This window comes from [Ruminococcus] lactaris ATCC 29176 (assembly GCF_025152405.1).
In the GTDB taxonomy this organism is placed as follows: Bacteria; Bacillota; Clostridia; order Lachnospirales; family Lachnospiraceae; genus Mediterraneibacter; species Mediterraneibacter lactaris.
Genome location: NZ_CP102292.1, coordinates 243,999 through 257,858 on the forward strand (window position 1 = coordinate 243,999; position 13,860 = coordinate 257,858).

Below are 13,860 nucleotides of genomic sequence, written 5' to 3' on the forward strand. Positions count from 1 at the left end.
CTTCATTTCAGACAGAGATGAAAAATTATTTTGGTATAAGAGGTTAAATTTTCACATTGACATTATCCGAAAAAATGATAAAATTAAAACGACGCAAAGAGTTATCTAGCGAATACAGGACCACTTCTTTTGAAGTCGAGGCCATACGGACAGCCGGGTCCGCTGCCGATGGGTATAAGATAGGATACCCTCATTGATTGAGTTAAAAGCTCAAATTTTATAAGTTGGTTACTTCATAACCGAAATGCATGATAGTGCAGACTTGTGAAACGGTCAATTAAGCGTAGTAAAAGTATTGATGCTGTATAAGAGATAACGATTGAAGATTTCAAAGCAAGCTGTGTGTTTACAGCTTGCTTTTTTTTGAGGTGTAAAATGAGAGAAGAACACGAATTGAATCAAAATAAGGCACCGATCTACGAGGCACTGCAGAAATTCCGACAGATGCGGGTTGTGCCTTTTGATGTGCCTGGACATAAACGGGGCCGGGGAAATCCGGAGCTGACAGAATTCTTAGGGGAGCGTTGCATCAGCATTGACGTGAACAGTATGAAACCGCTGGATAATCTGTGCCATCCGATTTCTGTCATCCGCGAGGCGGAAGAACTGGCGGCAGATGCTTTTGGTGCAGCACACGCATTTCTTATGGTCGGAGGTACCACAAGCTCCGTGCAGACGATGGTGCTTTCGGTCTGTAAGAGAGGAGATAAGATCATTCTTCCGAGAAATGTACATCGCAGTGTGATCAATGCGCTTGTACTCTGCGGTGCGATTCCGGTGTATGTGAATCCGGAAGTGAACCACCATCTGGGCATTTCCCTGGGGATGAAGAGAGAACAGGTGGCAAAAGCGATAGCAGAACACCCGGATGCAGTTGCTGTATTGGTGAATAACCCTACATATTATGGAATCTGCAGTGATCTGAAAGCAATTGTAAAAATGGCTCACGATGCGGGCATGTACTGTCTGGCTGATGAGGCACACGGAACCCATTTCTATTTTGGGGAGGACATGCCGGTGTCAGCGATGGAAGCGGGAGCGGATATGGCATCGGTTTCCATGCATAAGAGCGGTGGAAGTCTGACACAGTCTAGTTTATTACTGGTGGGTCCGAATATTCAGGAAGGTCATGTGCGGAAAATCATCAATCTGACGCAGACGACTTCCGGCAGTTATCTTCTGATGTCCAGTCTGGATATCAGCCGCCGCAATCTTGCATTGCGTGGAAGGAAAGTGTTCCGTCAGGTGTCTTCCATGGCGGCGTATGCACGGGAAGAAATCAATGCGGTAGGCGGCTATTATGCATTTGGATCGGAACTGATCAATGGAGATTCCGTGTTTGATTTTGACCCGACAAAGCTTAGTGTCCATACACGGGATATCGGGCTTGCGGGCATTGAGGTGTATGATCTTCTTCGGGATGAGTATGATATTCAGATTGAGTTTGGGGATATCGGAAATATCCTTGCATATCTCTCCATCGGAGACAGACCACAGGAACTGGAACGACTGGTGAGTGCACTGGCTGAAATACGCAGAAGATATCAGACAGACAGCAGCGGTCTGATGAATCAGGAGTATATTGATCCCGAGGTTGTGATGAGTCCGCAGGAAGCGTTCTATGCGGAAACAATCAGTGTTCCGATTGGCAGCAGTGCAGGTTGTATCTGCAGCGAATTTGTAATGTGTTATCCGCCTGGAATCCCGATCCTTGCACCGGGAGAGAAAATTACAGAGGATATTCTGGAATATATCAAGTATGCAAAAGAAAAAGGATGCTCCATGACAGGACCGGAGGATCCGGAGATTGAATATATCAATATTTTAAAGGAGGACGATCATGGAACTTTGGTTTAGTGAATTTCACGCTCCCGATGTCAAACACAGTATCCGGGTGAACAGACACCTCTATTCACACAAAAGTCCGTATCAGCAGATTGATATCTACGAGACACCGGAATTCGGTAAAGTTCTGTCACTGGATGGAAATGTCATGCTGACGGAACGGGATGAGTTTATTTATGATGAAATGATCACGCATGTTCCGATGGCGGTTCATCCCGGAATTAAGAATGTACTTGTGATCGGAGCAGGAGACGGCGGCGTTGTCCATGAGTTGGCACGTTACCGTACGATTGAAAATATTGATCTGGTGGAAATGGATGAGCAGGTTGTAGAGGCTTGCAGGATGTATCTGCCTGAAAATGCCAGCCGGCTGGATGATGAACGTGTGCATATTTATTTTGACAATGCACTTCGCTTTATCCGGCGCCGCACGGATGAATATGATCTGATCATTGTGGATTCCACAGACCCGTTCGGTCCTTCGGAAAGTTATTTTACAAAAGAGTTCTATGGAATCTGCTACAATGCACTACATGAGGACGGAATCCTGGTCAATCAGCAGGGAAGCCCGTTTTATCAGCACGATGCAGAAGCGATGCAGCGCAGCCACCAGCGGATCGTCAGTACATTTCCAATCAGCAGAGTGTATCAGGCACACATCCCGACCTATGCGGCAGGATACTGGCTCTTTGGTTTCGCAAGCAAAAAATATCATCCGCTGGATGATCTTGATGCGGAGAAATGGCAGGCGTTGAATCTGAAAACGAATTATTATACGACCCGTCTGCATAAAGGTGCCTTTTATCTTCCGGCGTTTTTGGAACGGCTGCTTGAGGAGGTAGAATAAGAGATGAAACAGAATATTGAAACATTTATCGGGTGTGATTGTGAGTATGAGAAAGCGGAAATCGTCCTGTTTGGTGCGCCTTTTGATTCCACGACAAGCTATCGCCCGGGTGCCCGGTTCGGGTCATCAGCGATGCGCCATGAAAGCTTCGGGCTGGAAACATACAGTCCGTATCAGGATAAAGATTTGACGGATTGTTTTGTATTTGACAGCGGAGATCTGGAGCTGTGCTTTGGCAATACAGAGGATGCACTTTCCGACATCGAACAGCATGCCGATCAGATTATGGAAGAGGGAAAAATGCCATTGCTTTTGGGCGGAGAACATCTTGTAACGCTGGCAAATGTACGTGCAGTATACAAGCGTTTTCCGGAAATGCACATCATCCATTTTGACGCGCATACCGATCTGAGAGAGGATTATCTCGGTGCAAAACTGAGTCATGCCTGTGTCATCCGCAGATGCCATGACATGTTGGGAGACGGACGCATTCACCAGTTCTGTATTCGAAGCGGAGAGCGGGAAGAATTTGCATTTGCAAAAGAACACACCGATCTTCATCCGTTTGATTTTGAAGGATTGGAACAAGTCGTACAGCAATTGAAAGAGAACAACACCCCGGTATATTTTACAATCGATCTGGACTGTCTGGATCCGTCTGTATTTCCGGGAACAGGAACTCCGGAGGCCGGAGGAGTCACGTTCATGCAGCTGTTACATGCGATCCGCCTTGTATCCGAAACAAAGATTGTCGGAGCGGATCTTAATGAACTTGCCCCGATGTTAGATCAGAGCGGAGTGTCTACTGCGACAGCATGCAAGGTACTGCGGGAATTACTTCTGAGTCTGAAAAAATGATCGTTCAGACCATTTGTGACAAAGTAGCGTGAACATGCAGAATTTGAATAGATAGAATGAACATACAGAGTGAATTTACAGGAGGAGAACGAAAATGAGTAAGGTATTAGTAATTGGATGCGGCGGAGTAGCTTCTGTGGCAATCAGAAAGTGCTGCCAGGTAAGCGAAGTGTTCAGCGAGCTGTGTATTGCGAGCAGAACAAAATCAAAATGTGATGAGTTGGCGGCAGACCTGGAAGGAAAAACCGAAACAAAGATTACAACAGCCCAGGTAGATGCGGACGATGTGGATCAGGTGATCGCACTGATCAAGGAGTATCAGCCGGATCTTGTGATGAACATCGCACTTCCGTATCAGGATCTGACGATCATGGATGCATGTCTGGCTTGTGGAGTGAACTATATGGATACTGCAAACTATGAGCCGGAAGACACGGAGGATCCAGAGTGGCGTGAAATTTACAACAAACGCTGCGAGGAGAAAGGCTTTTCTGCTTATTTTGATTACAGCTGGCAGTGGGCATACCGTGAGAAGTTTGAGAAGGCTGGGCTGACTGCTCTTCTTGGATGCGGATTTGACCCGGGAGTGACACAGGCATACTGTGCACATGCAAAGAAAAATGAATTCGATACGATCGATACAATCGATATTCTGGATTGCAACGGCGGAGATCACGGATACGCATTTGCTACCAACTTTAATCCGGAAGTAAATCTGCGTGAAGTATCAGCACCGGGAAGCTACTGGGAAGACGGACACTGGGTTGAAATCCCGGCTATGAGCATAAAACGTGAGTATGATTTTGACTGTGTCGGACAGAAAGATATGTATCTGCTTCATCATGAAGAAATCGAATCTCTCGCGGAAAATATTCCGGAAGTGAAACGAATCCGTTTCTTCATGACATTTGGACAGAGCTACCTCACACATATGAATTGCCTGGAAAATGTGGGGATGCTTTCTACAACTCCGATTGAATTCGAGGGACAGCAGATTGTTCCGATCAAATTCCTGAAGGCACTGTTACCGGATCCGGCAAGCCTTGGTCCACGTACACATGGAAAGACAAATATCGGTTGTATTTTTACAGGAAAGAAAGACGGAAAAGAAAAAACATATTATATCTATAATGTATGTGATCACCAGGAGTGCTACAAGGAAGTAGCGAGCCAGGCAATCAGCTATACGACCGGAGTTCCGGCAATGTGTGGTGCATTGATGCTTCTGACCGGAAAATGGACAAAGACAGGTGTACATACAGTAGAAGAATTTGATCCGGATCCGTTCCTTGCTGCGTTAGATCAGTATGGACTGCCACGCAGTGAAAGCTATGATCCGGTTATTGTGGAGTAATGAATATGAATAAAATTGTTTTTTCGGGATTAGAAGAATACAGCCCGGAGGACTTGTTTCGCAGGCTGCCAAGTCCAAGCTATGTGATTGATGAAACTCAGCTGGAGTGCAATGGCTTCTGTCTCTTGGCGGTGGCAGAACGGACCGGGTGCAAAGTATTACTGGCTCAGAAAGCATTTTCTAATTACAATTTCTATCCTCTTTTAGAGCCATATCTTGCAGGTACAGAAGCGAGCGGATTGTACGAGGCTCGTTTGGGAAAAGAAGAAATGGGTGGAAAGGAAGTCCATGTCTTCTGTGCAGCTTACCGGGAAGATGAATTTGATGAGCTTCTTGAGTATGCAGACCATATTGTGTTCAATTCGCCGGGGCAGTTAAAGAAATTAGGGGAAAGAGCAAAGGCACAAGGGAAAAGCATCGGACTTCGGGTCAACCCGGAATGTTCTACACAGGACGGACATGACATATATGATCCGTGTGCTCCGGGCAGCAGACTGGGAACAACACGCGAACAGTGGAATCAAGAAATGACGGAAGATTTGATCTCACTGCTGGATGGAATCCATTTCCATACGCTGTGCGAACAGAATGCAGATGCACTGGAAGTGACGATGCGTGCAGTGGAAGACAAATTCGGGGATATCCTTCCACGAATGAAATGGGTGAATCTGGGCGGTGGACATCATATTACCAGACATGATTATGAGAGGTCCCGGCTGGAGGAGCTACTTCTGTCCATAAAGAAGAAATGGGATGTTCAGGTATATCTGGAGCCGGGCGAGGCGGTTGCTCTGAATGCAGGGTATCTTGTGAGTCGTGTTCTTGATATTGTGAAAAATGGAGAGACACAGATTGCAATTCTGGATGCAAGTGCGGCCTGCCATATGCCGGATGTACTGGAAATGCCGTACCAGCCACCAATTTACAATGCAGCAAAACAGCCGGATGAAGGCGGGCAATATCAGCACCGATACCGTTTGGCAGGACCGACCTGCCTTGCGGGAGATGTGATCGGAGATTACTATTTTCCGAAGGAACTAAAAGCTGGCGATATGGTAATCTTCGGCGATATGGCAATTTATACGACTTGTAAAAATAATACATTTAACGGGATGCCGCTTCCGGATATATGGAGTTTGGGAATGCAAGGAAGGCTGGAACAGGTTACTGCGTTTGGATATCAGGATTTTAAAACTCGACTAGGAAGAAAATAGATTTGGAGGAACAAAAATGTATTACGTACCGGATGGAACTGCGAGATGCGGATTTTTATGAGTGCAGTGAGTGTGGAGAGCGATTTCTGGATGTTCGGATCGGCCCGTCATTGGTGTGTCCAAGTTGTGGGGGGTGATCAGAATTATCATTATGAAAATGTGGCATTTATCTGTGATGAAACGGGAGAGATTCTGCGATTAGCACCGATGCTGGATCATGAATTTTCAACTTATTTTATGTTCCCGGACAGTTGGGAGCGTCATATTTACTGTCTTAAGGAATTAGAGAGATCCATTGAAGGTGATAAAGTACAACCTGAAGAATATGCCTGGATTAAAAATGTAAAAGAACGGAAGATGACAGAAAAAAGTGCAGTTTGCCTGAACCGGAATCTTCTCTATATCAAAGAGCATTATACGAAAATATGTGAGAAATTCTTAGAGAAACTGAGGACATTAGAATATGATCTAAGGCAGAACGAGAAATTATTTTATATTCAGAAGAGTCCGGAGTATCTATCTCAGGCTAATTCAAATGCTTATCTGATTGGAAAAGCAAGGTATCGGGACCATGATGAAGAGCGTGGCACGACGGATAAGAGAAATTTTAGAAAATACGAAAAAGTAATATGTAAATAGCAGGTCTCCGTTATTGGGAAAAATTGTTATAAATTCAGTCGCAGAGTTAGATACTCTGCGACAAATTGCTTTCTATACTTTCATTATTAAAAGATGTTGGGGGCAAAAGCCCCCGACTTTGACGGCTATATTGACGGTGGAAAAAATCCGGCTTGTTCCAATTTAAGAATATTTTCCCGTTTAAAATCCATGCTCGGATGTACATAGCGATTTAATGTTGTTGAAATATTGGAATGTCCCAGCATTTCACTTAAAATTTTTATGTCACAGCCAAATTCAATGCAACGTGTTGCAAAGGTATGGCGGAGCGTGTGAAAGTGAACATCCTGTATACCAAGATCTTTTGTATACTTTTTTAATTTACGCTGTAAATTTCGGGGATCTATGAATTGGTGATTCCCTGTTAGAATAAAGGCTTCAGGGTCGTCATGTTGAAATAGTTTGAACAGTTTTTGCAGTCCATTTGTAACAGGCAGCGTTCTTGCGGAAGAAAAAGTTTTTGGCGTTCCGAGCTGGAGGAGCGTTTTTTTTGCAGAATCACTATCTGGATTTTTAATACGCTGAACAGTATGTCTCACAGTCAGAAGTCCTGATTCTACAGAAATATCTTTCCACTGTAAAGCACATACTTCTCCAATCCGAAGTCCGGTAAATAGTGCGATCAAAACTGAAAATTTGTAAATATCAAAATCCTGAACTAAATATTGTATTAAATTTTGTTGCTCTTCCGCTGATAAAACTCTTAATTCTTTTCGTTCAAGCCTGGGATAAGAAATAGTAATAGAAGACAGGTTGCTGTTGGTTTCAGCTTGAATATAGCTGATTATTTTATGTACAAATGTCAAAATGTCCCGTACTGTCTTAGGGGAAAGCTTCTTCTGATATAATAGATCTTTTGAAAAATCAGCGATTATATCCGAATTTAAATCAGTGAAACTATAATCTCCCAACTGCGGTTTTATGTGATTTTCCAGCATGAAATGGTATTTCGCAAGTGTAGATTTTTTTAATCGGCTTTCATTAATCTTTATCCACTGTACACAATATTCAGAAAAACGCTTCCTATATATATCCTTTGATACCGGAGGTGAATTTAGCATAAGTTCAATTTTTGCTCGAGTTACCTTTTCTTTTGTTTCCCGGTAAGAATGTCCGTAACAATAGCCGTATTTAATTTTCTTATTTTTATCATACCCCTTTTTATAACGACCTTCCCATCGTCCATCTTTGCGTTTATAAATATTTTCTCCTTTAGCCATGTCTCTGATCTCCTTCTTTATGAATATGTGGTGGGACTCTATTATGATATTCGCAAAAACATAAAAAAGTGTGCATATAAATATAGAAAAGAATTTTGACGTTTAAAAAATTTCAAATCCTGTATTTTTGCTTAATAAAGAAAAATATGACTGAATGAAATGTGAATTTGAATGTGAAATTATTTATTCTGTAATATTGCAAAATTATCATGTGCCGTGTATAATTCATAAACGAATAAAGTTATACGGGCAAACTTGACGAAAGTCAGGGACGCAAAGCCAGATGGGGCTAAAATCCAGAGAGATTTTGGATAATGCCAGCCGGTTACAAGAATTTTGAATAAGAATTTTTAAATATTAGGTTTTTGGTAGTTGTATTTTGGTCTGTTCTTTACAGAATGCCTGTAATTTATTACAGGCATTTTTTGATGCTCACATAAACTAAAAGACCAGCTAGTTATAGTCAATACCTAAAAGACAAAAAATAGATATTTTTCTTTTATGTTTTGAAACCTAAAAATGAGTAACTTTAACAAACGTAAATCACTTGGATTTTCGTCAAGAAGCTCCTATGGTTTTATATAGCTGCATCTTTATGCAGCTGCTAAAGCAGGTCTTTGATACTGCTTACAGTGTTCTTCTGGTGACCGAAGCTCAAATGCCTTTTCATCACGAAGAACAGCAAATACGATGTTGCAGACTTTATGCATTACAGCACCGATTGCAACCATCTTAGGCTTTTGTCCAGACTTTAATTCGTAATACTTACGGAGGTATGGATTGATGCCCTCTCCATTACGTTTTGTACGAATGGAGGCGAGTGCTACTGCAAAGATAGCACGGCGCGCGATTCTGGAGCCACGTTTGCTCATATGTAACTGAGTGCCAACGAATTTTCCAGATTCATTTACTTCAGGATCTAATCCGAAGTAAGCAAAAAGTTGTTTTGGATTACGGAATGCTGAGAAATCACCTATTTCGCACATGATTGTTACAGCAGTCAGAAAGCCAACACCTGGGATTGTATTTAAAAGTTTAATCTGCTGAATAAACTTCTCGTTTTTATTGAATGTAATCAGCTGCCTAATACGATTCAGTATGGAATCCAAAGCAGAATCAAGCTTTTCAACAAGGTCCAAAGTTAAAAAGATATTGAAGTAGATACTGTCTATTTGACATCCAAATGTCTTTGCAGCATTAGCTGCAGCACAGAGTTTCTCATATCTTTCAGAAGCTTTGGCAAGACCTTTTCGTGAAGCTTTTGATATTTTTTCAATCATGGTCTTCTTATGACCACGAAGTATCTTGTCTGGAGTACCGTACTGGCGAAGAATCATTGTTGAGGTCTTGCCGGTAACATCACAGAAAACGTCAAGATACTGAGGAAACACGGTATGCAGGTCTCCTTTAAGTTTATTGATATGAGCAGAACGCTCATCAGTTAAATCGTAATACTTACGGGTAAGGCTACGCAGTTCAAGAACCAGCTTTGCTGGGAACTGGGAAACAGGAATATCTTTTGATAATCCTAGTTTGGCAATACCTTTAGAATCGATTTTATCATTTTTTACTTTTCTGATATTTCCATTCTTAGTAGAATGTGTAATAATAGGATTGATTATGGACGCGTTAAAACCACAATCAACAAGATAGCAGAAGAGCGGGAAATGATAAATCCCAGTGGATTCTAGAAAGGTGCGACTTTCTAAGGAATACAGCTCTTCTGCTTTTTTAATTTCAGAAACAGCTCGTTCCAAAGAATCCTTATTATTGTGAGTAATCTTGAAAGGTTTCAAGATCACTGTTTCGTCTGGCGCAAGAATTGTCATAAAGCTAAAAGCTGAACCGACATCAATGCCGACGGAAATATAGTTTTTGTTATGCATTATATGCTCCTTCCGATAGGGTTCCATAAAAAACAATGAATACACTACCTGGTGCGTTATACGGGTATAGCTTAATTGCTCCCAACCAGCCTAAAACATAAATTTTCATTGATGGAATGACAGTCTTAAGTTACGGGTATTACTGGACATAAGCCAGCTCCCTAGGAGAAAATCGTCCTTTTCCCTATCCAATGGAAAATAATACCTTATGTAACAGACATAGTCTAGGAGTGAATAATCATACAAAAATGTATGTAACTTATACACGTATCTATGGTTGGAGTGATTATGGAGGAGAATCCTCTTACCAACCAGGATATAGATTAGAGAATATGATGTGGATGACCTTATTGGTCTATGACTACATCATACCAGGAGATATGAAATAGTTCAGGGAAAAGCGACGGAATGCAGGAGCAGAAGTCGTTCAGGAAGGAAATAACGGAACATGAGGTTTAAAAGGATTACATTAGCACCGACAATGCGAAAATATAACAGAAAAAATCTGATGAGGGATGTCATTGCGGGTATGATTATCATGGCAGTGTCAATCCCGATTTCGATGGGATATGCACAGATTGCCGGACTGCCGGCAGTATACGGACTGTATGGCTCGGTCTTTCCGATTATTTTGTTTGCAGTATTTTCGACGTCTCCGCAGTTTATCTTCGGGGTAGATGCGGCACCGGCGGCATTGATCGGCTCAGCCCTGTTGGGAATGGGGATTGAGGGTGGTTCAAAAGAGGCACTTGAGGTCGTGCCGGTTCTGACGTTTTTTGTGGCGGTATGGCTGCTTGCCTTTTATCTGATGCATGCCGGTAAACTGGTCAATTACATTTCTGCACCGGTTATGGGCGGATTCATCAGTGGAATCTGTATGACGATCATTCTGATGCAGGTTCCCAAATTACTGGGCGGGACTGCCGGAACAGGGGAACTGCCGGAGCTTTTGGAGCATATCCAGGAGACTGCCGGACGGATCAATTTTCCTTCACTAATGCTTGGACTCATTTCGCTGGCTATTTTACTGACAGTAAAAAAGGTTGCTCCGAAATTTCCGATGGCGGTAGTTCTGATGGCAGCAGGGGCAGTACTTACGGTTGTTCTGCCAATGGAAGAATGGGGAATCAGGACATTGGAGTCAGTGAAACCAGGTCTGCCGCAGTGGAAGATTCCGGATCTGGCACTGCTTCCGTTGAACCAGGTCATCACAGTGAGCCTTTCTGTGGCGGTCGTGATCATGGCAGAAACACTGCTCGCTGAAAATAATTTTGCTCAGAAGAATGGATACCGTATCAATGACGATCAGGAGCTTTTAGCTTTTGCAGCAGGAAATCTTGTTGCGGCACTGACCGGCTGCTGTCCTATTAACGGGTCGGTTTCAAGAACGGCAATGGGGGAGCAGTACCAGGGAAAGACCCAGTTGATGAGTATTGTAGCAGGAGCATCCATGCTGATCCTTCTGGTCTGCGGAACAGGATTTATCGGGTATCTGCCGGTTCCTGTGTTGACAGCAATCGTGATTTCGGCATTGCTTGGAGCAACAGAATTTAAGCTGGCAGCAAAATTGTGGAAAGTCAGCCGGACGGAATGTCTGATCTTCTGGGGTGCTTTTGTAGGCGTTCTGCTGTTGGGAACGATTAATGGAGTGCTGATCGGAATTATTTTATCCTTTTCAGAAATGGTGATCCGTTCGTCTAAGCCTGCAAGGTGTTTTGTCGGAATCCAGCCGGGACACAGACATTTCCGTGATCTTGCGGAGGGAAGTCAGATCCATGCAGTGGAAGGAGTTCTGGTCTATCGGTTCAGCAGTAATCTCTTTTTTGCAAATGTCAATATCCTGCAGCAGGATATTGAGGCAGAACTGGAAAAGAAAAAGGGGACGAAAGCAGTGATCCTGGATGCCAGTGGAATCGGAAGTATTGATATCACAGCGGCAGACCGACTGGCGATCCTCTATGAAGCACTGAAAGAACAGGGGATTCGTTTTTATATTACAGAGCATATAGCAGATTTAAATGAGCAGATGCGAAAGCTGGGACTCGGATATCTGATCTCTGAAGGATGCGTGAGGAGAACGATCCATATCGCATTGAAAGATATGGGAATCAATCGCCCGTATCCATTGGAAGGCGGTGTGGACAATGAGGAACGGAGTGCCTCAAGAAAGCGGGTCGATAACCGGGTACAGGAATTCGTCTGGGCCTTTGGGTCTGAGTCGGAAACAGAGATTGAAAAGCAGATCCTGCGTCAGATCGAACAGTTGAAGAAAAGCGGAGATGTGGAAAATCTGCTGCATGGAAGCTGGTCGCACATGGAGGCGATGGATGAAGATGAATGGCTGGAACATCTGGAAGAACACCTGAAAGAGATCGTGAACATTTCAGGAAAAGATGAAAAGACGCTTGCCGCAAGACTGGAAGAGCATAGACGGGAAGTGCATGACCGGATTGCGAAGGAACACCCGGAACTTGCAGAGCGGTTCAGAGAACGTCGTCATCATCTGGACCAGCATTTGAAAGAGCGACGGCCGGAGGTGTATGAGTTGGTGATCAGCCTGCGGGAGAAGGAAAGAAAATGAAAAGGAAAATAAAAATTCAAAGCATAAGTGCGTGGAGTATTGGGATTGCACTGATATTAACAGTAGTATTTGTTGTAATTCTGCATTATGGGAAAAATGAAGTTAAAAGGTTTGAAGATGCGACTGATCAGTACATCGTTTGTGAAAATGCGGCCAGACAGTTACAGGATGGGTCTGATTATCTAACGGAACAGGTAAGGCTGTATGCAATGACGGGAGAACGAAATTATCTGGATCAATATTTTGAAGAGGCTGATGTGACCAAACGCAGAGAACAGGCACTGGAAAGTCTTAAAAAGTATTTTGACAAAACCGAAGCTTTTCAGTCATTGCAACAGGCGATGGAAGATTCAAAAGAATTGATGTTGACAGAATATCATTCTTTAAAACTCGTTGCAACTGTGATGGGAGAAAAAGACATTCCGGCAGAGCTTGAGCAATTGGATTTGCCGGAAGAGGAAAAGCAGTTATCACAGAAAGAAAAACTGGAAAAAGCACAGAAACTGGTTTCCAATAATGAATATCGGAATAAACGAGGGACAATCATGAGAGAAGTAAGTGGCTGTCTGGATCAGTTGCTCGAAAAGACAAAAAACCGTCAGCAGAGAGCGAATACGATCTTTTCCGATATGTATTTGAAGTTGGAAATTGCGATCATGATACTGGTGATCCTTTTACTGTCAATCTGTATAATCGTAAGAAAATTGATTGTAGTACCGCTTGTCTATTATAATAAGAGTATTATGGAAGGCGAAATATTTCCGGTGATCGGAGCAGCAGAACTTCAAAAATGGGCAGAAACTTATAATAAAGTTTTTAAAGAAAATGAAGAGACTCAAAGACTGATCCGCCGTCAGGCAGAACATGATGCAATGACAGATGCATTGAACAGAAGATCTTTTGAAAAACTGTTGCATATGTATGAAAATGGAGATACACCATACGCTTTAATTTTGATAGATGTAGATACATTTAAGACTGTGAATGATATGTATGGTCATGCAGTCGGCGATGAGATTTTAAAGAAAGTAACCGGTCTTTTAAAGAAAGCATTCCGAAGTATCGATCATGTCTGCCGGATCGGTGGAGATGAATTTGCAATTATCATGGTAGAGATGACCAGCGATTTGAAATATACGATCGAAGAGAAGATTAAAGCAGTAAATGAGGAGCTAGGGACGGAGAATGAAAATATCCCGGCAGTTTCACTGAGTGTCGGAGTTGCTTTTTCGGATCGGGAAAATTCCGGAGAGAGTATTTTTAAAGATGCAGATAAAGCTCTCTATTATGTCAAAGAAAATGGAAGAAATGGTTGTAAGTTCTATTAAAAAGTGTATGCAGGAAATCCTGCAAAATATTGGATAATCCAAATGATTT

The 13,860-nt window shown here is 42.8% G+C and carries 10 protein-coding genes and 1 riboswitch; of the genes, 8 read left to right on the top strand and 2 right to left on the bottom strand.

Features of this window, described 5'->3' with window-relative positions; all coding sequences use genetic code 11:
- Positions 1-375: 375 nt before the first annotated feature.
- From NQ541_RS01190 to NQ541_RS01215, 6 genes are all read left to right on the top strand, one after another.
- Positions 376-1,857 carry an aminotransferase class I/II-fold pyridoxal phosphate-dependent enzyme gene (locus NQ541_RS01190; protein ID WP_005611056.1) on the top strand — a complete coding sequence of 494 codons (1,482 nt, stop codon included), beginning with the start codon at positions 376-378 and terminating at the stop codon, positions 1,855-1,857.
- The gene (gene speE / locus NQ541_RS01195) at positions 1,841-2,692 is read left to right on the top strand and encodes a polyamine aminopropyltransferase (protein WP_005611055.1); all 852 of its coding nucleotides are present in this window, start codon (positions 1,841-1,843) and stop codon (positions 2,690-2,692) included. The genes NQ541_RS01190 and speE overlap by 17 nt, the downstream gene beginning before the upstream one ends.
- 3 nt (positions 2,693-2,695) lie before the next feature.
- Complete coding sequence (speB, locus tag NQ541_RS01200; RefSeq protein ID WP_005611054.1) at positions 2,696-3,550, top strand: agmatinase; 855 nt, start codon at positions 2,696-2,698, stop codon at positions 3,548-3,550.
- 94 nt (positions 3,551-3,644) lie between these two features.
- Positions 3,645-4,904, top strand: a complete 1,260-nt coding sequence (locus NQ541_RS01205; RefSeq protein WP_005611053.1) for a saccharopine dehydrogenase family protein — start codon at positions 3,645-3,647, stop codon at positions 4,902-4,904.
- Between the two features lie 5 nt (positions 4,905-4,909).
- A complete protein-coding gene (gene nspC, locus NQ541_RS01210) occupies positions 4,910-6,118 on the top strand; it encodes a carboxynorspermidine decarboxylase (RefSeq protein ID WP_226969643.1) in 1,209 nt (402 codons plus the stop codon).
- Positions 6,119-6,175: 57 nt separating this feature from the next.
- Entirely contained in the window at positions 6,176-6,757 is a 582-nt protein-coding gene (locus NQ541_RS01215) for a hypothetical protein (protein ID WP_155813740.1), read from the top strand.
- A 125-nt stretch (positions 6,758-6,882) separates the two neighbouring features.
- On the opposite strand, the gene NQ541_RS01220 is transcribed toward NQ541_RS01215, so the two are convergent.
- Both NQ541_RS01220 and NQ541_RS01225 read right to left on the bottom strand, forming a co-directional pair.
- Complete coding sequence (locus NQ541_RS01220) at positions 6,883-8,016, bottom strand: tyrosine-type recombinase/integrase (RefSeq protein ID WP_005611050.1); 1,134 nt, start codon at positions 8,014-8,016, stop codon at positions 6,883-6,885.
- A 238-nt stretch (positions 8,017-8,254) separates the two neighbouring features.
- Positions 8,255-8,349, top strand: a riboswitch (cyclic di-GMP riboswitch).
- A 260-nt stretch (positions 8,350-8,609) separates the two neighbouring features.
- Positions 8,610-9,902, bottom strand: a complete 1,293-nt coding sequence (locus NQ541_RS01225; RefSeq protein WP_023921410.1) for an IS110 family RNA-guided transposase — start codon at positions 9,900-9,902, stop codon at positions 8,610-8,612.
- Between the two features lie 448 nt (positions 9,903-10,350).
- On the opposite strand from NQ541_RS01225, the gene NQ541_RS01230 reads away from it, so the two are divergent.
- Positions 10,351-12,483 (top strand): SulP family inorganic anion transporter, encoded by a 2,133-nt coding sequence (locus tag NQ541_RS01230; protein ID WP_005611046.1) that lies wholly within the window; start codon positions 10,351-10,353, stop codon positions 12,481-12,483.
- A complete protein-coding gene (locus NQ541_RS01235) occupies positions 12,480-13,811 on the top strand; it encodes a GGDEF domain-containing protein (protein WP_005611045.1) in 1,332 nt (443 codons plus the stop codon). The genes NQ541_RS01230 and NQ541_RS01235 overlap by 4 nt, the downstream gene beginning before the upstream one ends.
- Positions 13,812-13,860 lie beyond the last annotated feature (49 nt).